This is a genomic window from Flavisolibacter tropicus, assembly GCF_001644645.1.
Classification (GTDB): domain Bacteria; phylum Bacteroidota; class Bacteroidia; order Chitinophagales; family Chitinophagaceae; genus Flavisolibacter; species Flavisolibacter tropicus.
Genome location: NZ_CP011390.1, coordinates 2339142 through 2361104, shown reverse-complemented (window position 1 = coordinate 2361104; position 21963 = coordinate 2339142). Strand labels below are relative to the sequence as shown.

The 21963-nt window shown below is 40.6% G+C and carries 19 protein-coding genes; 12 read left to right on the top strand and 7 right to left on the bottom strand.

What is annotated here, in order from left to right:
* Positions 1-322: 322 nt before the first annotated feature.
* Entirely contained in the window at positions 323-1123 is an 801-nt protein-coding gene (locus tag SY85_RS09855; protein WP_066404029.1) for a hypothetical protein, read from the top strand.
* Between the two features lie 156 nt (positions 1124-1279).
* On the top strand, positions 1280-2083 hold the full coding sequence (locus SY85_RS09850) for an SDR family oxidoreductase (protein ID WP_082886358.1): 804 nt from the start codon (positions 1280-1282) through the stop codon (positions 2081-2083).
* 161 nt (positions 2084-2244) lie between these two features.
* Here the strand turns inward: SY85_RS09850 and SY85_RS09845 are convergent, their stop codons facing one another.
* From SY85_RS09845 to SY85_RS09835, 3 genes are all read right to left on the bottom strand, one after another.
* Complete coding sequence (locus SY85_RS09845) at positions 2245-2940, bottom strand: hypothetical protein (protein WP_066404026.1); 696 nt, start codon at positions 2938-2940, stop codon at positions 2245-2247.
* Between the two features lie 354 nt (positions 2941-3294).
* Positions 3295-3966, bottom strand: a complete 672-nt coding sequence (locus tag SY85_RS09840) for a hypothetical protein (protein ID WP_066404025.1) — start codon at positions 3964-3966, stop codon at positions 3295-3297.
* 333 nt (positions 3967-4299) lie between these two features.
* Positions 4300-5292: a helix-turn-helix domain-containing protein gene (locus tag SY85_RS09835; protein WP_066404023.1), complete on the bottom strand. Its 993-nt coding sequence runs from the start codon at positions 5290-5292 to the stop codon at positions 4300-4302.
* Between the two features lie 294 nt (positions 5293-5586).
* On the opposite strand from SY85_RS09835, the gene SY85_RS09830 reads away from it, so the two are divergent.
* Together SY85_RS09830 and SY85_RS09825 are read left to right on the top strand one after the other, a co-directional pair.
* Entirely contained in the window at positions 5587-6060 is a 474-nt protein-coding gene (locus SY85_RS09830) for a CYTH domain-containing protein (protein ID WP_066404022.1), read from the top strand.
* 209 nt (positions 6061-6269) lie between these two features.
* Entirely contained in the window at positions 6270-6821 is a 552-nt protein-coding gene (locus SY85_RS09825; RefSeq protein WP_066404021.1) for a dihydrofolate reductase family protein, read from the top strand.
* Positions 6822-6952: 131 nt separating this feature from the next.
* On the opposite strand, the gene SY85_RS09820 is transcribed toward SY85_RS09825, so the two are convergent.
* The gene (locus SY85_RS09820; RefSeq protein ID WP_066404020.1) at positions 6953-7267 is read right to left on the bottom strand and encodes a hypothetical protein; all 315 of its coding nucleotides are present in this window, start codon (positions 7265-7267) and stop codon (positions 6953-6955) included.
* A 285-nt stretch (positions 7268-7552) separates the two neighbouring features.
* On the opposite strand from SY85_RS09820, the gene SY85_RS09815 reads away from it, so the two are divergent.
* Positions 7553-7987 (top strand): nuclear transport factor 2 family protein, encoded by a 435-nt coding sequence (locus SY85_RS09815; protein ID WP_071890972.1) that lies wholly within the window; start codon positions 7553-7555, stop codon positions 7985-7987.
* 77 nt (positions 7988-8064) lie between these two features.
* Here SY85_RS09815 and SY85_RS09810 read toward each other — a convergent pair whose 3' ends face one another.
* Together SY85_RS09810 and SY85_RS09805 are read right to left on the bottom strand one after the other, a co-directional pair.
* A complete protein-coding gene (locus SY85_RS09810) occupies positions 8065-11322 on the bottom strand; it encodes a TonB-dependent receptor (RefSeq protein ID WP_066404019.1) in 3258 nt (1085 codons plus the stop codon).
* Positions 11323-11631: 309 nt separating this feature from the next.
* Entirely contained in the window at positions 11632-12006 is a 375-nt protein-coding gene (locus SY85_RS09805; RefSeq protein WP_066404018.1) for a GerW family sporulation protein, read from the bottom strand.
* 216 nt (positions 12007-12222) lie between these two features.
* On the opposite strand from SY85_RS09805, the gene SY85_RS09800 reads away from it, so the two are divergent.
* The 3 genes from SY85_RS09800 (at position 12223) to SY85_RS09790 (ending at position 15415) form a co-directional block, all read left to right on the top strand.
* On the top strand, positions 12223-13275 hold the full coding sequence (locus SY85_RS09800) for an FUSC family protein (protein ID WP_066404016.1): 1053 nt from the start codon (positions 12223-12225) through the stop codon (positions 13273-13275).
* A 97-nt stretch (positions 13276-13372) separates the two neighbouring features.
* Positions 13373-14731, top strand: coding sequence for a WG repeat-containing protein (locus tag SY85_RS09795; RefSeq protein WP_082886357.1), 1359 nt, complete (start codon positions 13373-13375; stop codon positions 14729-14731).
* 261 nt (positions 14732-14992) lie between these two features.
* Positions 14993-15415 carry an acyl-CoA thioesterase gene (locus tag SY85_RS09790; protein WP_066404012.1) on the top strand — a complete coding sequence of 141 codons (423 nt, stop codon included), beginning with the start codon at positions 14993-14995 and terminating at the stop codon, positions 15413-15415.
* 154 nt (positions 15416-15569) lie between these two features.
* Here the strand turns inward: SY85_RS09790 and SY85_RS09785 are convergent, their stop codons facing one another.
* The gene (locus tag SY85_RS09785) at positions 15570-17396 is read right to left on the bottom strand and encodes a sensor histidine kinase (RefSeq protein WP_066404010.1); all 1827 of its coding nucleotides are present in this window, start codon (positions 17394-17396) and stop codon (positions 15570-15572) included.
* A gap of 263 nt (positions 17397-17659) precedes the next feature.
* On the opposite strand from SY85_RS09785, the gene SY85_RS09780 reads away from it, so the two are divergent.
* The 4 genes from SY85_RS09780 (at position 17660) to SY85_RS09765 (ending at position 21845) form a co-directional block, all read left to right on the top strand.
* Positions 17660-20080: a heavy metal translocating P-type ATPase gene (locus SY85_RS09780; protein WP_066404009.1), complete on the top strand. Its 2421-nt coding sequence runs from the start codon at positions 17660-17662 to the stop codon at positions 20078-20080.
* Between the two features lie 126 nt (positions 20081-20206).
* Positions 20207-20419 carry a heavy-metal-associated domain-containing protein gene (locus SY85_RS09775; RefSeq protein ID WP_066404007.1) on the top strand — a complete coding sequence of 71 codons (213 nt, stop codon included), beginning with the start codon at positions 20207-20209 and terminating at the stop codon, positions 20417-20419.
* 131 nt (positions 20420-20550) lie between these two features.
* Positions 20551-20811 (top strand): hypothetical protein, encoded by a 261-nt coding sequence (locus SY85_RS09770; RefSeq protein WP_066404006.1) that lies wholly within the window; start codon positions 20551-20553, stop codon positions 20809-20811.
* Between the two features lie 41 nt (positions 20812-20852).
* Complete coding sequence (locus tag SY85_RS09765) at positions 20853-21845, top strand: heavy metal-binding domain-containing protein (RefSeq protein ID WP_066404004.1); 993 nt, start codon at positions 20853-20855, stop codon at positions 21843-21845.
* Positions 21846-21963: the final 118 nt, after the last annotated feature.

Here is a 21963-nt window from a genome sequence, read left to right as displayed (position 1 = left end):
GGCTTTTAGGGTAAGTGTCCTTTTAAGATAGTAGGCTTTTCTTTAGTGCAGGAGCAGACCATGAAATAAATTCAGCATGACTGCGAGAGACAATATGAATAGCAGGCAGGTTGAAAGTGGAAGAATGAAGCCTGAACCCTGAGATATTCAAGCTAGAAATCTTGAAGTTCTTCTCCTTTTTCTCCTCTGCTCTGTGCAAAATCTTTTTCATTCCAATTGTGATCTAGATATCTTTCTTCTGCTAAACTTTTGTTAACAGGATCTGTTGTGCCCAACGTTTTATTCAGCTGCGTGGGTATTACAAGAAACCCAAGTTAGCAATATGAAAAAGTTAGCAACCAAAACTACCTGCCTCTTACTACTATTAACTGTTGCCTTTGCTTCATGCCAAAAAGAGTCTATTGAACCGGGTAAGCCATCTGGTGGCAATAATAGTGACAGGCCAGAACCATTCGCTCAGTATCTGCAAATAACAATGAATGAGTTTTTGCCTGCTTCAAAGATTGATTCAGCACTGGTTATCTGGGAGGTGAATGGTGTTTCACAAACAGAAAAGCTATCGTTGGTGGGTAACCTGTTTCGGCTTTCGTTGGCCACTCTAAATAATAACGGAAATGGGAGCCTCACTATTCAACTGTTTAGTCAGCTCAAAGTAGACGGTAAGCCATTACAGTGGGAGTATCGTTCGCCTTATACATTAAATCGTACAGAAGCAGTTACTGTAGTGGCTCCTGTTGATATGAGAGATCCTTCCTGGAATCCTAGGGTCATCTTTCACTATGATAATGGCAGGGGAGGCCGCTTTAGTGCGTTGATTGCATTACGTTCAGAGGATGCTTATTTTGAATTGAAAGGTGTAGAGCCTGTATATGCCAGACGCATTGAAATTGTGCGCAGTTACCATAAAAAGGAAACGGGTACATTGGTATTCAGTAGAGGGTGGGTTGGTCAGCATACAAGCTTAGATAATAGTGGTAATTTAACTGACCGGCAGCATTTCTCAAACCTGCGAGAACAGCTGATAGATAAGGATTGGAATCAATACCGCATACGGGCTTCGTTTTATTTGAATAGTAATCCGAATATGACATATGAGTTCAATCTAGAGCAAGACCGGTGGTAAGTCGAAATTCTAAATATCAAATTCCAAATCCCACAGCTGCTTTTTTTATGGCAGGAAACAATGTTTTAGATAGCTTTGGCGCCATAGTTAAGCTGTTTATTTGCGATCGTTTAATGATATGGTTTAATCGCAAGCAGCGATAGAATAACGTGTATTATGTCAAAAGTTATCATTGTTACGGGTGCATCTACGGGTTTGGGCGAAAGCATTGCCAACCACTTAGCCAATAAAGGCCATATTGTGTATGGTACCTCCAGAAATATTGAAGGACAAGCCAAGAAATTCCATACCCTAAATATGGATGTTACCAACACCGACAGTATCGAGAATGCTGTACAACGCATTATACATGAACAGGGGCGTATAGACGTGTGGGTGAATAATGCCGGTTTGGGCATTGCCAGTCCTATCGAAACGCTGTCGATCACAGACGCTAGTCGTGTGTTCGATACCAATGTAATTGGTGTTGTACGTTGCTGCCAGGCAGTTTTGCCACATTTGCGGGCACGACGTTCCGGCTTGATCATTAATATTAGTTCCATTGGTTCAGAAATGGGACTACCTTATCGGGGGTTATATAGCGCCAGCAAGGCTGCGGTAGATCGCATTACGGAAGCTTTACGTACGGAGCTGGCGCCCTTTGGTGTGCAAGCCTGTATCGTGCAGCCGGGTGGCGTAAAAACGGATATTAATAAGAATCGAATCAAAGTTGATCTGCCTGCAGACAATGTCTATAAGGAAAGCTTTGATATTACGTACCAGTTGATTGATGACAGCGTATCTGCCGGCCTTGAACCAGGGGTGTTTGCTACACTTATAGAACAATTGCTAACGGCTAAAGAAGTAAAAAGATGTTACCGCATTGGTAAGCCAATGGAAAAGCTATCGGTACTGCTTAAGCGCTTACTGCCTGCTTCTACGTTTGAGAACATGATCAAAAAGCATTACAAGTTGAAATAGTAACGTTTTCAATTAAATAGTCAGGTATTGGAAAATCTGAAAATGAAATTATCGAAATCCGAATAGAAGGAGCTAAATTCCAAATTCCAGATATGATGTCCTGTTTTCTAATTGAAATGGAAATAATACCAAGGAGGCTACTACAGGTAGCCTCTTTTATTTTAATGTGCTCTTTTTCTTTTGGGTATTGTATATTGAAATCCAACACCATAACTCCAATCCAAAAAACCACCTATAAAGGTGGCGCCTATTTCAGGACGGATAGCCCACTTAGAAAGATCGCTACTAAAACCGGCTCCTACTGAACCACCAAAAAGTAGAATAGGAATAATTGTCTCTTCTCCAAACTCAACCTCTCCTTTAAATCCAAACGTTAGGTCTGATTTATTCTTAGGACTAGTAAATGTGTAAAGCAGTTGGGGTGCGATACTGAATGTATTGCTTGTGTAGGGTTTACTATCATATGTATCCTTGAGGCTATAAACGCTAAAGGGTATTAAAAAGCTGAATTCTTTCTCCTTAATGGCAAATTTGGGTACAATGCTAAAAAAGTTCATGCGGCTCTTCTCTCCTGAATAGGCTATAACCTGTCGCTCGTAGCGAAACTTCAGATCGGCTTTATCAGTAAGGCCAATGCCTATGCGAGCACCTAAACTTTGGAAGCCTGATGGTTCGTCAGGAGATAAGTCCTCCGATAACGAAGGCATATATTCATACCTGGATATATTGCCGCCCAATTCTATGTTCCCCTCTTTAAGGGTGCCTGCTTTTTCAAATTGGTTGTTGAGTGGAATGACTCCGCAAGAAGTACTGCCAATAAGCAGAAGAAAACCGTAGAAAGTAGCTATTGTTTTCATAACCTTGTTTTAATGTGAAACTAGATTGGAAAAGAGGAGACTGCTAATTGGTTATTGCGGTTGTAACTGGATGATTAGCAATAGTTGCAGTGGAGAAAGCAAATGAAGTTAGGTTAATGCTGATTTTGCAAAATTTGCTTAACGTATTTGCATATCCGTGCTTTTTTACTAAAAAGAGTATTCTTATGTAGTAGGAATTGCCAAAGTAAAATAGCGTACTATACGAGTAGGAGTGCGCTTATTTACTGAATTTATGCGCTAACTTCTAAAATAAACAGTCTAACTCTTTCATTACAATTTTAAAAAACGGAAAGGTTGCTACTGGCAGCCTTTTTGGTTGTGGAGGTGGATATCTTACTTTTTCTTTTTGAGAATGATATATTGAAATCCCAGCCCAAAACTCCAACTCGCGCCTCCTATAAAAAACGTTCCCAGCTCGGGGCGAATAGCCCATTTAGAAAGATCACTACTAAATCCCATACCCACTGAGCCGCCTAAAGAAATAGTGCCTCCATCTTTGTAGAGTAATATGTCGCTCTTGGCACTCAGGGTAAGATCTGCTTTATTATCTGGACTGGTAAATGTAAACAGGAACTGCGGTGCTATGCTGCAGGTGATCTCTTTCCAAAAGTCATTTTGATAATTGTAAATGCCAAAAGGTAGTAGCAGGCTGACTTTATCGTCGACCAGCGCGAATTTGGGTCCAATGCTAAAATAATGCTGACGGTTAAATTCTTTACGATTAGCGTTTATCGTTTTTTCGAAGCGAAGTTTCAGGTCTGTTTTATCAGAAAGACCAATGCCAACACGGCCACCAATCATGCTAATGCTGTTGCTTGAAAAAGACGTGCCATCTTCGCCCCATTCCGATTCGAAACTCCCATAGGTAGACATGTTGCCTTGGATTTCTACATTTCCTTTTTTGAGGGTGCCTGCTTTTTCAAAATGATTACTGATGGGGATTACAGCGCAGGAACTGCTGCCGAATAGCAGTAGTAAAATGTATAAAACAGGTGCTGTTTTCATAACCTCGTTTTATGTCAAAACTAGATCTGAAAAGAGCGGCGTGTTAATTGGTAATTGCGGTGGTGGCTTGATGATTAGCAATTGTTGCCAGTTGCAAAGGGTGATGTGCAGACTTAAAGTTGTTTTCGCAAATAGTATGACTCGTAGTGGATTATAAAGGCGGGTTTACTAAAACTTGTATTTAAGTATAGCAGGATCTGCCAAAGAAAGGAGTATTGTCAATAAGAAGTTTTATTGCAACAGCTTGATCATTTCCTTCCTTCTTCATTCATCCTTCCTTGTTCAATATTCTTCTCTTTTTCTCCATCCTCTGTGCAAAATCCTTACTAGCCATCATAGGCCTGCAAGCCTGCTTAGCACTTTCTCTTTTGTGCGGAAAAAGAACTTCTTGCGTTCCTTCTCATTAACGATGCTGATAGGGGTAGAGCGTTTGATGATGTTTTGAAAATGATCGTTGGTGAAATCGCAAAAGCGTTCATCCTTAGTAAGCATATAGTTGTGCACGGCGTGGTTGATGTATACCACTTTAGCACCATCCAGATGCACCATAATCGTATTGTCGCCTAAGATAAATTCGTTGATATAGATCTGGTAATCGCCAGAGGGAAGGCCACAGGCAGTTGTTGTATGTTTTTTGCCTGTTTCTGCAAAACCTTCTATGCGCTCAACAGCTTTGAGTAATCCTTCATAAACAACTTTTATATCCTTTTGTTTGGCAAAGGTTTGGGTGTCTCTGTAATATTCAATCTGTCGAATGGTACTATTGATACTTTCCATATTCCATACCTCTAAAGATGGCATGGTGGCATACAGGTCGCTGATCTTTGTGCTGGCTTCTTTGAAAATGTCCACGTGTTCTTCTAACAGAAATCTCTTTGTTGCAAAAGTTGGATCATGAACAATACTCTTACGCCAAAAGAAGCATTTAAAGGCAGCCAACTCAGGAAAAGCAAAGTGGTGGAAGATGGGTACGTCTTTGTTGAGATAGTACAACATCTTCTGCTCAAACGAGTTCATGTAAGTCAGGTCCTGGATCAAAGCCTTTAAATACTGGTCAAACTGGAAGGCGCTGTTGGCGTTTAGCGATCGGTCTGAAAATAAAATAGCGTTTGAAGACAGATGTAAAAACTGGTCCAAGGAAAGCTTATAATGAGATGCCAATTTTTGGATCTCTTCAAAGTCGATGGCCTTTTCCCCTCTGATCCTTCGGTAGGCACTGTCCATGCTGATATTTAGTAAATCGGCTATTTCATCTACTAAGGAAAGATGAGGAGGCAATTGCGTTTTGATGAAGTTGAAAAAAGCCTGTTGATTTTGGGGTGCCATGTTGTAGGGTCGTCTTGGTTGTTTGCTTTCCGAAACGTTCGGTAATTTAATTTACCATTAATTCTACAAAAGAAATACTGTATTTCAAGGTCTTTTAACGATTGTAGAAGAATCACTATTTGTGATTAGTTTAGAATTTTATCACTTGCCGTATTCCTGATTCGGTTGATTAAGCGCTTGATTTTGTGTCAACTGAAGAAATCCCAAAGTATTATTCTTCTACTTGATTGATAAATAGCTATACTTTTGTTAGTTCCCTTTTTAGATTTTTAAGCACTCTTTAATCACTTTCTTATGGGCGTAGAAATTGAAAGAAAATACCTCGTCAATAAAGTGCGATGGGAGCAATCGGGCAAGGGTAGACGGCGATTTTACCGACAAGGCTATATTCTGTCGGATCCGATTAAGACGGTGCGGGTGCGACTTTCCGATACAGAAGCTTTTCTAACAATTAAAGGTCAAACAATAGGTGCCATACGCCTGGAGTATGAATATTCAATTCCAAAGGAAGAAGCAAAAGAGCTGTTGGACAATTTCTGTAGCTCTATCATTGCCAAATACCGGTATGAAGTGCAATATGGAGATAAACTATGGGAAGTAGATGAATTCCTGGAAGATAACGAAGGATTGATGGTAGCTGAAATTGAATTAGTTAATGAACAGGAAACCTTTCCCTTGCCAGATTGGGTAGAACGGGAAGTGACAGATGAACCGAAATACTATAATGCCAACCTTGCTGTGCATCCTTACAAAAGCTGGAAAGATTGATGGTGGTGAATGGTGAGTAGTGAATGGACGGTTTCTAATTATCGTACTTACATTCTTATATTGAGAACAAGCCTTGACCGACTGGTATGAACATGTATGACAAATTTTAGTGACGCAATGGACCTCTTATTTTGTCTTATCTGCCCATGAAGATGCCTGCTGTCATTTAATAGTTTTGTGTATCTATCAGTGGCTAAACAAAATCAGATATGGGTAGACTTTCCTCTTTTACATTTCTATCATTAGATGGGTATTATAAAGGAACCAATGACGATATCAGTTGGCATAAGCACGGGGCCGAAGAAAGTGAATATTCAGCAGAAAGTTTAAAGGCTAATAATATCCTTTTGTTTGGGCGTGCCACCTATGAAATGATGGCGGGTTTTTGGCCAACACCTGAGGCCGCAAAAGCTTTTCCTGAGGTGGCAGCGGGCATGAATAAAGCGGAAAAAATTGTTTTTTCACGCATGTTGAAAAATGTAGATTGGCAAAACTCCAGAATTGTAAACGACAACCTTCTGGTGGCAATACAAGTGCTAAAACAGCAAGAAAAGGATATGACCATTTTGGGTAGTGGTAGTATTGTTGCCCAACTTGCGGAAGCAGGCTTGATAGATACTTATCAGGTAATGATAGATCCGGTGGCCATTGGCAAGGGTACTCCATTGTTTCAAAATATGGCCTGCCACTTAGATCTAAAACTCACAGAAACCCGAACATTTAATAGTGGCGTTGTCTTGCTAAATTATGAGTCAACATGATAGCTTAAACCTAGGTAGTCCCATTTGTTTAAACTGCACGGAGGTGGCCTAAAAAGCTATTACTACAATTAAGTAATAATGAAAATAGTGCGTTGTCTAACGCACTATTTTCATTATAGTTTGATCGCGGCCTATTGCTCTGTTACATATTTAGTTTTAACAGCCGTTTTGAGGCCTTTTTGTAAATCATCGGCATTCATTACGGGAATAAATTCAACCTTAGCTTTTAAGGTGATGAAGAGGGGCTCTGCAATAGATGGAATGTCTGAAACATCTTTTAGATCAAATACTAATAGACCGGTTCTGTTGCCATTTTCAGCAAAGAAATACGCCGCTTCTGGCTTCAGGCGATCCATAGTGTCTTTGATAACAGCTGGGAGTCTGCCATCGGCAATTGCGGTATTACCAGCAGTGATGTCTGATGTGAACTTGAGTAATGTGCGCATAGCTTATCGTTTTTGGTTAGGAATGTTAACGAAAAACGTCTTCAGGTATACTGTACGCTATTGAAAGGGTAAGGCTGATAGTACTATTAATATACACCCTTTTTAGTCGAGACTATTTTTAAAGTTATGCACCTGTACATTTAGCACTGTCTGTGCTATTATATCTTATCGAATTGCAGTAACTTGGCTTTGCAGAGTTAGTACTACTTCAGTATAGGGCATAACTTCCTTTTTTATAATAGTATTCGTGAATTTGCTTATTGCTAATTATTAGATGCCAGGCTTATGCAATTATTTACTCTCCGGGAACAAATAGTAGAAGTGGTCAATAAACTGTTTGTTTACACCGATGCTCAGGAATGGGAGAAGCTACAACAGGAAGTGTTTACGGAACAGGTGCTATTTGATATGTCTTCAATGGGTGGTAAAGAAATGGTTACCACTGCAGCCAACATCTGTCAGATTTGGAAAGAAGGTTTTACAGGCGTTGATGCAGTGAATCATTTGGCCGGCAATTACCTGATAAACATAAAGGATGAGATAGCAGATGTGTTTGCGTATGCCACTGCCACACACTACAAACAAGCCGCTACACAAGGTAAAACCCGCGAGTTTGTAGGCACTTATAATCTACATCTTACTCGGCACGGTGACGGTTGGCGCATTGATCAATTCAAGTATAATCTGAAATACGCAACTGGTAATCTTGATCTTATCTAAAATAATCTTATTTGATTTTAAAAGGCAAGGTCAAGTCTTTCATTTATGACTTGACCTTTTTATTGCTTGCCATGTGTTTAAAACGAATAGCGTAGGCCTAGCTGCAATCCCCATGTACTTGCTGTAGATACTACATCTTGAAAGCTTTCCGTTACAGGTTTGTTGTTAGCTGAATTGAGTCGGAAAGTGGGTTGTCCGTTTACTACACTTGTGGGAACCAGGATACTGCGTTGCACATAGGTTTGTTGTACGCCCCAGTCGCGATTGAGCAGGTTGGGAATATTTAAAACATCGGCACTGAATTGAAGGGTGTGTCGGCGACCTCCTTTGATAATAAAAAAGTCTTGCAACAAGCGGGCATCTATACGGTGGTAAAAAGGTATGCGGGCAGCATTTCTTTCTGCATACTCTCCCCTGTGTTTGCTCAGGTAGGGGTCTTGCTCAATAAATTGGTTGTAGATATCCCATTGTTGTTGTGGTGTATAGGCCACGCCGCCTATAGTGGTTGGGGTGAAAATGATCTCATTTTGGTTTCGAGGAATATAGATGAGGTCAAAGCCATTCTGGTCGCCATTGATATCGGCACTATAGGTATAGCTATAAACTGTTTGTGACCCTTCGTAAAACAGGGTAAGTGTTGTAGCAAAGTTTTTCGCATATTCTTTACGGTAAGAGAAAGCACCAACTATCCGGTGGGGTGTGGCAAACTCAGAATAGCCTAGTTCCAATGCATTACCTGTTGTTTTGTTTGGATTAGTATTCCAGGCAGATATGGCTTGTGAACCCGGGTTTCCTGTTACATTCTTTGATAGTGTGTAATTGTAACCCAGTGATCCATAAAAGCCTTTGGTAAATGCTTTGGTAACTTGCGCTGTAAGATTTAGTGTTCCTCCCTTACTAGTGTTTTCCAATACTATAGCTGAAGCAATGTCAGCATTCAGTCTTGAGTTAGAAGTATAGCGGGGTCTTGCATCTGGTCCAGTAAAAACTGTATCGGGCGGACGAAGATTAGCATTGCGCATATACACGGAATTCAACTCTTTTGTATACAATGCTTCCACTGTCAGGTTAAAACCTTTACCCAAGCCCTGTTCCCATGCTACATTCGACCGCCAAACTTGCGGAAACTTAAAGTCGGGGTTAGCAAAGACAAAGTTGGAGTTCCTGACGATTGTTGTTCCTGCTGTTTTAGGGAAAACATCATTGTAGGCATCCGGATTGGGGTTGAATGGGAAATTAACCAATGCACTTCTGGAATTCACTGAGGCGGTTACCTGGTACATGGCACTGTTTGTAGGAATATTGGTAAGCCATACAAAAGGTATTCTACCAGTAAAGATGCCTGTGCCGCCACGAATAATGGTAGACTTATCGCCTTTTACATCCCAGCGGGCACCAATACGGGGCGACCAGTACCATTTTGATTCCGGCCATTTTCCTGTTGTATAATGGGTAGGTGCTCCATTTTCATCCAGAAATGTTAATGCTTCCACCGCAGGGTTAGCAATGGGCTGATCATCATATAGAGGGCGGTCTACACGTAGACCATAAGTTAACCGCACGTGGTTTGATAAAATGTATTCATCCTGTGCATAAATACCTAGCTGGCCAATTTTTAATTCGGCAGAGTAAACCTGTGGCTCGCCCTTTATTAAGGAATAGGTATACGCGTAGTAGGCTGGCGGCTGATTAGTAATAAAATCATTTAGTGAGCGGAATATATAATAGCTGTTAGAGCCTGGCATGAACATATTTCCCACTTTCTGGTGTTCATACGATACTCCCGCTGTAATAGTATGCTTTCCTGCAAAGCGCGTAAAGTTGTCAATCAGCGACCAGATATTATTGATCACATCATTATTGTAGGTAAAAGGATCCATACCTACATGCAGGTAATTTTGGTTGTTGATAGAATCACCTGGCGGGAGATTTAGAATATCAATAGTGGGGAACACGCCTCCATTAAACGTTCTTGTATCTCTGATCTTGGTATAGGTGGCCAGGAATTGGTTGGATATAAGATTGCTAAAGCGACTGTTGATTTCAAACGTACCTGATTGTACCTTGTCTTCGAATCCATAGTTTGAGTTTTCGAACCCCATACTGTTATTGCCAAAGCGATTATTCCCTAAACGAGTTAGTACACCAAAGCCACCGCCAGGAATGCTGGTATTATTTAAAAGCACGTCGTTAGTGTTTTTAAAATCACTATAGCGTACTGTTGCACGATGCTTATCTGTAACGTTCCAATCGACTCTTCCCAGGAGCTTGGTGTTCTTCTGGTTAAAGTTGGGGAAGTTGTCGTTAGCACCGGGGTTATATCCATATTTACTGGTTAGGAAGTCTTCCAGCTTTCGCATAGAGTCAATAGGGGTTGCAGAAACGTTACCTCCTGGAGGAAGGCCAGACTGCGTTGGGCGGAATAATACACCAGGGAACTCACGAGTTTCACGTTCTGCATTTACAAAAAAGAAAAGCTTGTTCTTTAGAATAGGCCCCCCAAGTCGAAATCCATAGATCCCATTGGAGGTTTTCTGCGCAGGAGGTAAAGTGGTCTTACCTACCTTGGTACCAGAGAAGTCTTCATTTCTGTAAAAGCCATATACTGACCCTGTGAATTTATTGTTACCGCTGCGGGTTACGGCATTAATGCCCGCACCGGTAAAGCCTGCCTGCCGCACATCAAAGGGTGAAATATTGACGCTTATCTCTTCGATGGCGTCCAGTGAAACAGGGTTGCCACCACCAGGTAATGGGTCGTTGCTTAACCCAAAATTGTTATTCAGGTTTGCTCCATCTATTTGAATATTGTTGTAACGCGGGTCCCTGCCGCCAAAGCTATTGTTAGCTCCTGCTTGTGGCGTCAGTCGTGTAAAATCGGTTATGGTACGGTTAATACTAGGTAGGGTGTTGAGTTGTCGATTCGATATATTGGTGCTGGTGCCTGTTTTATCAGGAACGCGACGGCCACGGGAACCTGTAACAACTACTGTTTCCAGTGCCTGTACGTTAACTCCTAATACAGCATCTATCGTGTAGGGCTGTCCCAATAGTAGTGTGATACTGTCTTGTCGGAATGGTGCAAAGCCGGTATAGCTAACGGTTAATTCATAAGGGCCGCCTACTAGTAAGTTGGGTAAGTTGAAACTGCCATTACTGCCTGTGGTTGCGGTATAACGTGTACCGGTTGGCAAGTGAATAGCGGTAACCGTAGCGCCTGCCAGGTTTTGGGCAGTATTACTTTTTGCTGTACCGGTAATACTACTGGTAGTAACCTGGGCAGTTACAAAAGTTGATAGCCAGCTGAACAGGAGTAAAATTGCCAACTGCTTCATAAAAAATAGTTTGGGATAAAAAGGGGGCCACAACAATGATACCCTATTGTTTCGCTGTTTTATTTTTCAGGCAATTTGATTAGCGGCAGGTTAGTTCCTTAGCTCTGGATTTGCCAATGCTTATCTGTGTAACTCTGTGTATTATAGTTACTTCGTTGCTCCCTTGGTGTAAGTCGCTGATGGGAAAGAACAGCGGATGATAGTATTATAAACTTTGTGACAATAATTGACTGTTCTGTTAGTAATACAGAGTACTACCCATTTGGGTTAGTAAGAACTACAATGGAAATAGAAGCGCTTATCTTCTCCTTATTTAGAGAAAAACATTGCTTTCAGCAAAAAGCCAATAACAATGCCGGTAAGAAGTGATTTAGTATTGTTAGCAGGAATAAAGCGGGTAGATTCGGGTGTTATTTCATAAATACCTTTTAGTGTTGTGCGCAAGCCACCACCACCGCCAGCTCCTTCTCCTGCAGATAATGGTTCAGTGCCAATGTTGGATGAGTTATCTGCTTTTTTCCCTTTTGGCGCCTGTCCAAACCCACCGCCAAAACCATAGGCAATGCTAGCCACTGGAATGATCGTTTTATTACCCGTTTGAATGGGGTCTCCATATACATATTTTACAGAAGCATTCTGAGAGAATCCCTTTGCTATTTTTTCTATGAAGTTTTCGTTTTCCATTTTGATTGTTTTCTGAAAAGGTAGATGGTTCTTATCTGCTAGAGGATGACGGCAAACAGGGCTAAAACTGACAGCGATTATTTAGAATTATTGGCTAGTTCTGCTACACACGGATAATAGGTGATTGTTTTTTCGGTACAATGAATGCAGTTAATTAGGTAGCGATATCTGGCTGCAATAATTCTTACTTTTCCGCGGGAAACCAATGTGAGCAATATGTTTAGGCAACTACTGGAGTTTAAACCATCAAATCGGAAATGGGATTTTCCCATATTAGCCGGCCTTTGTGTAGGGATTCCCATACTGGCAGGCTATTTTACAGGGTTAAGCAATGAAGGAAAGCTGGCTTCATTAGCTGGCCTGGTTATACTCTATGCACAAACCAGCAGTATCGCTGCTACTATGATCACACTAATGGCTTGTTCGTTTGGGATCATGGTTTCCTTCCTGGTTGGTTCGCTCTTTAGTTTTAATCCTTATGTGGCGGCATTGGCATTAGGCGTGTTTGCTTTTATGATACATTGGGCCTTGTATTATTTAGGACTGGCACGTCCACCTGGCAATTTTTTCTTTATTATGATAGCCTCCGTGGCTATTTGTATGCCATTCAATCTGCAAGCACTTCCTGGTAGGATAGGATGGATAGGTATCGGTACTATAATATCCTGCATGTTGGGTTTGGCATATAGTGTATTATTTATAAAAAAGATGCATGCAGCTCAGCCAGTTACAGCCAATACAAAAAACAAATACATGAACCTGATCGAGTCCATCACCTTCGGGCTATTTGTGGGGAGTGCTTTGCTGGTAGCTCATCTGCTTGAGCTTGAAAATCCATATTGGGTTCCTACCTCCTGCGCTGCTGTAATGCAGGGCGTCAGTACCCGGCATATCTGGCAACGAAGTGTTCAGCGTATTGCAGGTACTTTTATTGGCTTATGTGCCACCTGGGTAATTTTATTACTGCAGCCATCACTCTTAGTTATTTGTTTTAGCATCATCTTCCTCCAAGTGATAGTAGAATGGTTAGTGGTGCGTAATTATGGAATTGCCGTTATTTTCATTTCCATACTAACCATCTTTTTAGCAGAGTCGGGCAATAATTTAATCTCACATCCCACAGGGCTTATAATAGCCCGCTTTTACGATATCCTTATTGGTAGTGTAATTGGTGCCATTGGCGGCTGGGTACTGTATAACGAGCAGCTCTATTATGCTGCCAGGAGGCAGGTTCGAAAAGCAAGGGTAATACTGTCCCGGCGCCGTTAGCTGTTTGATTTTGGCTTGAATGCAACAAGTGAAATGCCTTGTCTTCCCAATTAAAATGATGCATATTTGAGCATCCATTTCTTTTTAAAGTACTGCTATGAGACGTTTTTTTCTTAGTTGCCTATGTTTTATGTCTGTTTGCGTATCATTCTCCCAAAAGAGCCAGCTTCCTTATGATAGTGTTGCTGCATTTAAGGAAGATATGGCAATGGTAACTAAAAACGGTAGGTATGGATTTATTAACCGTGATTACAAAGAGTTGATACCACCTATGTATGTTTCTGCTTATGATTTTTCAGAGGGCGTAGCTGCAGTGGAGGTATATGATAGCCTTACTGCTGCAGAAGGTAACAGTGCATGGATTTTTATTGATAAGACTGGAAAGCAAGCCGTACCCGGCAACTATCAATTTCTTGAATATCCATTTTCTGAAGGACTGGCTGTTGTAGATAAGGAGAATAAAAAAGTAGTGATCAATAAAAAGGGAGAAGTGCTTGCGATAACTGACCCATCATGGGTATTGCCTTTTCAATTTGGTTTTGCCAAAGTCAAAAATGATCAAATGCAGTATGGAGTTGTTAACCTAAAAGGACAACTGGTCGTACCTGTGGAATATGAGCAAGTAACCCTCTTGTCTCCAAAATTGGTACAGGTTGAAAAGGAGGGGCAATTGGGATTTTATAACACAAAAGGTAAGAAGCTTACCAAGTTGATGTATCAAGAGGTAGATACCTTGAATAATGGTTTTGTTAAGGTCATGGAAAAAGGCAAATATGGTTTATTGAACAAGGAGGGAATAGAAGTGGTCGCACCCAAGTATGTACAGATTGATGATTTTGAGGAAGGACTTGCGCCTGTTAAAAGAAATGATAAGTGGGGCTATATTGATGAAAAAGGAAAAGAAGTAATTCCTGTTAAATACAAATTCGCCAACTCTTTTATAAATGGAAAAGCCACCGTAATCATGAATGATGAGGAATTTTTTATTGATAAAAAGGGTAAGTATGTTAACGAACATTATACTGACTTTATATTGAGTAAAGAAAGCCTTACGAAAGAGGCAACAGAGAAGGCTTTCTTGCATATATTAAACGATATAGTGACGAAGTATCCTTATGCAGAAAGTGAAGAGGTGATTATGGATAGTTTATTTTCTATACATAAGGGTATCCTGTCTGGCTCATATCGTGAGTATACACCTAAAGGGGTAGGCGTGATGAGGTTATCCATGCCGGTAAGTAAAATAAAAGAGGTGTGGTACGATTATAACATGGGCTTTTATCTTGAAGGAAATACAGGAACAATACAGATTGCTAAGCCTGGTGAAACAAGATTCGAAGAAGAAAGCACATCAGGGATGGTGCATTTAGCGGCACTAAAAGATGGTGCTCACGGACAGCGTTGGATAGAACAGTTGACAATAGCTTTAAATGCGCTTAAAAAGTATTATCCATAAACGTTCGCTTTTATAAATTTTAACGTTTAATCACAGTTGTTAGCGTAAGGTTTTCGATCTGCAGAGCCATGTTTGGCACGGTGATTGGCTATAAATACATGTGGTGAAAGATTTGGTGGTAAATGTTCTAATGTGGTGAGTATGAATTGTGTGTTTTGACACAACAAGGAGTAAACAATCAAAATGGGCAGCAATTAGCTGCCCATTTTCATATTCATTAGTCAAGGCTTAATACTTTTGCTTTTTTTAAGCCAGTATAACATGAGCACAGAAAAGAAGTACAGTCGGTTTACCTCGCAGTTAAGCGTTCGCCCAGATGATATTGATATGTTTCAGCATGTGCATAACAGCAAGTATTTTGATTATGTGCTGGCGGCACGTTACGAGCAAATGGAAACCTGCTATGGTATGTCTATGGAGGCATTCATGGAAGCCGGATATGGGTGGGTGGTAAAAACGGCTCATGTGAATTTTATTCGTCCACTTACATTGGGTGAATCTTTTTCCGTTACTACGGGCATCGTTTCCATGAATGAAAAAGAAGCGCGAGTTACCTATGAGATCATAAGTAAAAAAACAGGCAAGCTTTGCAGCGATGGTTGGTTCGATTATGTGCTAATTGACCTGAAAACAGGTAGAGGTATGAAGATTACACAGGAGATGATAGATAAGTATTCAATTTGATCGATTGAGAATTATACTTTCTGATTTTCTTTCGTATGGCTAAGTTTTCAGTTTATTATGAAACAAATATGGGTGAATAGTTTGATGCTGTGTCACTTAAGCCAGTTTTACTACAATACATAGTCAATATAATGTATAGTGAATGAGGGGCTTTTTATGAATTAGGAAAGGTGATGATCAGGCTACATCCCTTACCTGGCGCAGTAATTAAGTTAATTATTCCTTTATACACTTCTGTTCGGTTTTTTATATTATTGATGCCAACACCATCAGTGGTAGTTGTAATGTCAAAGCCAACACCATTGTCGATTACCGATACGGCAATAGTTTCCTTATTTGCAGCAATTGTTATAGCCACCAAGCTGGCTTTTGCATGCTTTACAATATTGTTCATCTGCTCTTGTACAATTCGGTAAAGTGTTAGTTGCATGTCTTTACTCAAATACTCCTCCTCAACATGGAACGTAAATTGAATTTCAAACAGGTTGAGCCATCGGTAGTGTTCTATCAGTTCCGTAATAGCTGCTTTAAAATTCAGATCGTTGATAACGGGCGATACCAATTGCTTAGACAAGAGCCGGATCTCGTCAATAGCTTTTTGTGTAAGGACAACACTTTTCTCAATAAAAGCAGCCTGGTGTTCCGGGAAGCTTTTGATGTTTTCAATATATAGCTTAACAGTTGTAAGAATTTGGTTTACATTATCGTGCAGCTCTTTGCCAATCTCTTTTCTTTCTTGTTCCTGTGTTTGGATAATGGCTTTCGCAATTTCTTTTTGAGCAGTAACCTTTTCATTAATTATGCGATGCTGCATTTGCAGCTTTTCTGTCATATCATTTGCTATCACCAGGCTGTGCAAACCAGATGTAAGTTCAATGATCGTAGCTTCGATCTGTACAAAAAATAAGGACCCATCTTTTCTCATATGGCGGTGCATGGAAGAAAATACGGCATGTCTCTTATGTCTATACCTTTCAATAGTCTCATACAAGTCCTGGCGATCTTCCGATGGCCGTAGGTCTATGATCGTTAGAGCTAAAAACTCCTCACGATTATAGCCGTACTGTTTTATGGCTGCGTCATTTACTTCCACTATACGTAAGCTATCTATATTGAACATTAGCTTAGGTATCAGGCTTTGATTAAATACCAGTTTGTACTTTTCCTCCGATTGCTTGATCAGAGCTTCTGCTAGTTTTTGTTTTGTAATGTCTTGACCGGCTCCTTCTACACGAATGGCTTTTCCTTTATCATCTCTGATTACCTCAGCATAGTGAGCGACATCAATTAACTCTCCTGAGTTCTTGATAATCCGGTGTTGATAATTAGGATAAGTATCCTGGTCCAATGTTGTCAACACTGCAGTTAGCTTGTTAATATCCTCAGGATGAATAAAGCTGAATAGTGCTGCAGCAGTGATTTTATGATCCTCCGGAATGGTTAATCCTAGTAAGTTAAATAGCTCCGAAGAGGTTGTAAAGGTTTGTGTGGCTACGTCATATTCCCACCAAACAAGATTTACCAACTTATAGGCTCTATCTAATCTGCCTACTTGCTGTTTGAATGTTTCCTTTTCTAGTTTTGTTGGTGTTGCCTCGCTGGCCACACAATACAAAACTTGTTTAGTGGCATCCCATTGAATAGTCCAGGATATTAACTTGTTTAAGCCATTTTTGCATGTGCATTGGGTCTCTATCCTTATTATTTCGATACCCAGCTTTGCATGTGCTAGTGCGTTTAAGAAGTTCCTTCTGTCTTGACCTATTACCAGGTCTCTAATTGACCAACCCATTAATTCCGCTGGTGTGTAACCCCATAAATTGTAAGCTGCGCTGTTGGTAAATAGGAATTTTCCTTTGGCGTCCAGGGAGCAAATTACACTTTGAGATGCATTAAGCAGGTTGTGGTAAAACGATAGGTCGTCATTATGTCCATGATGCGTTTCACCCATTAATAAGGGTGTAGTGCTTAAGTCTTTCATGTTAGTTTTCTTACGTGGCAGTTGGTAGTTTCAGCAATTTAAAGCACCTGAATTGCTTTTCCAGTAAAAAGTTCACATAAATTTTATTACAGGTATAATCGGTGTTAATATTTCCCTCAGCACCTGAAAGCTGGTATTGTAAAAAGCAGATGCCGGTTTGCTATAATGCCAAATAGACGAATAAAGTATAACTCAAACTGCAAATGTTATAACAACCAGCGTTGCCTCTTAAAGGACCTTTGTAATATTAAAATTAGACGTATATGAAAACGACAAGTTCTACATTAATAGAGTTGCCTCTTGCTGGTGTAGAAAGCGAGCATTGTGCATTGATCGTGGACAAGGGGTTATCCAAAGTGGCGGGCGTTACTTCTCATAAAGTAGAATTAAACAATCAAAAAGCCATCATAACCGCAAAAGATGCGGAGACCATACCGCAGGCAATTCAAGCCATCCGTAATCTGGGGTACGACGTGGAAACCGTCAAGCAAACTTTTCCTGTAACTGGTATGACATGTGCTTCGTGTGCTATAAGTACAGAAAGCATGATCAAGGCTCAGGCCGGTGTGGTAGATGCCATTGTGAACTATGCAAGCCAAACGGTAAAGGTGGAGTATATACCCACTATTGTTACGCCTCAAGATCTAAAGTCCAGCATTCAATCCATTGGTTATGATTTGATCATTGAAGAATCTGCTGATGCCAAAGATGCATTAGCCGAAGTGCATCGTCAACGTTTGCAGGAGCTGAAGAAAAAAACCATTTGGTCTGTTGTGCTATCGATACCCTTGGTCGTAATCGGTATGTTCTTTATGAATATGTCTTATGCTAATTACATTATGTGGGCATTAGCAACGCCAATTATTGTGGGCTTTGGGCGCCAGTTTTTTATAAATGCCTGGAAGCAAGCCCGGCATCGCTCCGCCAATATGGATACATTGGTTGCTTTAAGTACTGGTATCGCCTATTTGTTTAGTGTGTTTAATACGCTTAATCCAGATTTCTGGCAAAGCCGTGGCTTACATGCGCATGTTTATTTTGAAGCTGTCGGCGTAGTGATTGCGTTTATTTTGTTAGGAAAGCTTTTGGAAGAAAGGGCAAAGGCTTCTACTTCTTCTGCTATTAAAAAGCTGATGGGGCTGCAACCTAAAACAGTAACTATCATCCATCATGGTGGCCATATGGTGGAAATGCCCATCGAAAAAGTAAGGGTGGGTGATGTGATAGTGATTAAGCCAGGTGAAAAGATCCCGGTAGACGGCACTGTTGAAAATGGTGAATCCTATGTTGATGAAAGTATGATCAGCGGCGAGCCAGTTCCTGTAGCTAAACAATCTGGGGCAAAAGTGTTTGCCGGTACTATAAATCAGAAAGGTAGTTTTCAATTTAAGGCTGAAAAGGTCGGAGGTGAAACCCTGTTAGCGCATATCATTAAAATGGTACAGGATGCTCAAGGTTCCAAAGCTCCCGTACAGAAGTTGGTTGATAAGATCGCGGGAATTTTTGTGCCGATTGTGATTGCCGTTGCTATTCTCTCATTTGGGGCATGGGCTATTTTAGGTGGTGAAAATGGCGTTACGCAGGGGCTGATGGCGCTCGTAACCGTGCTGGTAATTGCTTGTCCTTGTGCTTTAGGGCTAGCTACGCCTACTGCAATAATGGTTGGCGTTGGTAAAGGGGCTGAACATGGTATACTTATAAAGGACGCTGAAAGCCTGGAGCTGGCCCATCAAATCAATGCCATCGTTTTAGATAAGACAGGTACTATTACAGAAGGTCAGCCACAGGTCACTGATATACTTTGGTTACAGGAAGGTGCAAAGAGCCGCAATGTATTGTATAGTATAGAACGTTCATCTGAACATCCTCTTGCCGAAGCGGTAGCTGATTATTTAGGAGGCGTAGCTAAAAGGGTAGATGTAACCAATATCCAATCCATTACTGGTGCCGGTATTTCTGCTTCGTATAATAGTTCAACGTATTTAATTGGTACAGAAAAGCTGCTATATCAAAATGGTGTTTTGTTAACCGATCTTGTAAAATCCTGGAGTGAACAGAAAAGAGCACAAGCCAATACCGTCATCTTTTTTGCTAACCACCAAACTGTATTAGCCGCAGTTGCCATTGCTGATACAATTAAACCTTCTTCTGTAGCGGCTGTTCGTCAATTAAAAGATATGGGTGTTGAAGTGTACATGTTTACCGGCGATAATCAGCAAACGGCAGCTGCTGTGGCAAAGCAGGTTGGTATTAAACAATATAAAGCCGAAGCCCTGCCCCAGGATAAAGCTGATTTTGTAAAACAACTGCAGGCGAAGGGTAAAATGGTAGGTATGGTTGGCGATGGTATTAACGATAGTCAGGCGCTGGCTCAGGCTGATGTAAGTATAGCCATGGCAAAGGGAAGCGATATTGCAATGGATGTAGCAAAAATGACATTGATGACCTCTGATTTGGCTCGTATACCAGCTGCATTGAAATTGTCTAAACAGACAGTGCGCACCATTCGTCAAAATCTCTTTTGGGCCTTTATCTATAATATTATCGGTATCCCAATTGCTGCGGGTGTATTGTATCCTTTCAATGGTTTCTTGCTGGATCCAATGATTGCCGGTGCCGCGATGGCATTGAGCAGTGTTAGTGTAGTGGCTAATAGCCTTCGGTTAAAAGTGGCTAAAGTATAAAGAGGGATGAGTGTTTAAGGGAGGAAACCAAAAATTATATAAAAGGAACAAAACATTGTATAACAAATAGCTATAGACCTCAAATTAGCTTTGTGCTTGAATCAATAACTATAAAAACAGGATAATATGACAACCTTACAATTTAAGACCAATATAAAATGTTCTGGCTGTATCGCTAAAACAACGCCTTATTTGAATGAAGCAGTAGGTGAAAGCAACTGGAACGTTGATGTACAAGATCCCAATAAAGTACTGACGGTTTCTGCTAATCCCACGGTAAATGAAAAAACAGTAATTCAGGCGCTTGAAAAAGCAGGTTATACCGCAGAAAAAATATAGAACAGTATGTCTGTATTCTATTCTGTTGCGCGTTTTGTTGTCAAACTGTTGAGGTGGGTGTTTGTTAGGAAGAAGACGTGTTGCCAGTGAGTTGGAATGGTTTTTTGAGAGCTGGTATAAAATCGTAAACAATGTCAAACATACCTCAGCATTTTCCGGAAACCGCCACTTTAAGAGAGAAAATTCTTTATCTGCTTTCTATATTACACAAAGCCAGCGCTGATGAAGTTGCTATGGAAATCATGGAACTGCAGGGTATAGCTTCAGAAGATGGCGTAGGGGCACTTACTATAGATGTAGATGAGGAAATACAACGGCTCTGCGATGAAGGATTGGTACTTCCTATTAAGGAACATCGTCAGAAAAAGCGCTATGGATTATTTGCAGCTTAGATCAAGTTAATAAATAGTATAAATCAAATAAGAACCAAACGATGAAAAGAATCTTTAGCTCGGCTCTATTCTTATCTGTCACTTTGTTTGTTATGTCTTGCAACAGTGGTGAGGCCACTAACCAGGCAAAGCAAATAAGCGCTTCCAAAGATCAGGAGAATAGCTATGCCTGTTCTATGCATCCGGAAGTAACCGGTAAGGAAGGCGATAGATGTCCTAAATGCGGAATGACATTAGTAAAAAGAAAAGCGAGTTCAAATTCAAATGCATACTATATGCAATTAGCCACGACACCCGCCAAAATAATTCCAAATAAAGAGGTGGTGTTTTTGCTAACACCACAAAAGAAGGATACGACAAATGAGCAGGTTACGCTGGAAACGGCGCACGAGAAAAAGATTCACCTGATCTTAGTGAGCCATGATCTTTCCTGGTTTGATCATGTACACCCAGAGTTAACGGCAGATGGCTCTTATAGAGTAAAGACTGCGTTTCCGGCAGCAGGACATTACCTGGCTTTTGCCGATTATAAACCGGTAGGAGGTGATCATGTGGTTAATAAGATTGAGTTGCACGTGGAAGGAGCGGTTCCGCCTGTTAAACAGTATACGGGTGAAAAGCTTTCAGGCGCCTCTGGTAAATATGCCTTTTCAGTAAAGCCAATTGGTGGTCAGTTTGTAGCAGGAAATGGTATGCAAATGGAAGGTGTGATAGAAAAAAGCGGACAGGCTGTTGATGTAAATACGTTTACTGATTACTTAGGTGCAAAAGCGCACATTGTAATAATTGGAATGGATGATAAAGAGTATCTGCATGTGCATCCGGAAGTTGTAAATGGAAAATTTAATATCCATACAACATTTAATAAACCGGGGATTTATCGTGGGTGGATACAGTTTAACGGTGATGATAAATTACATACCATTGACTTTACATTAAATGTAAAGCAAGGCGCTACTCTTGATGCTACAAAAGACAACCCTTCCAACAGTTCAACTACTCATGGAGAGCATCAGGCAGAACATCACCATTAATAATTCAGCATCAAGTTTTTTATGGCGCATAAAATGTAAATAGACTTTTGAAAGTCGATAAGTTAGTATTCCTATTTTAATTGGCAGTACATGAGTTTATATTATAAGAGGCGGAAGT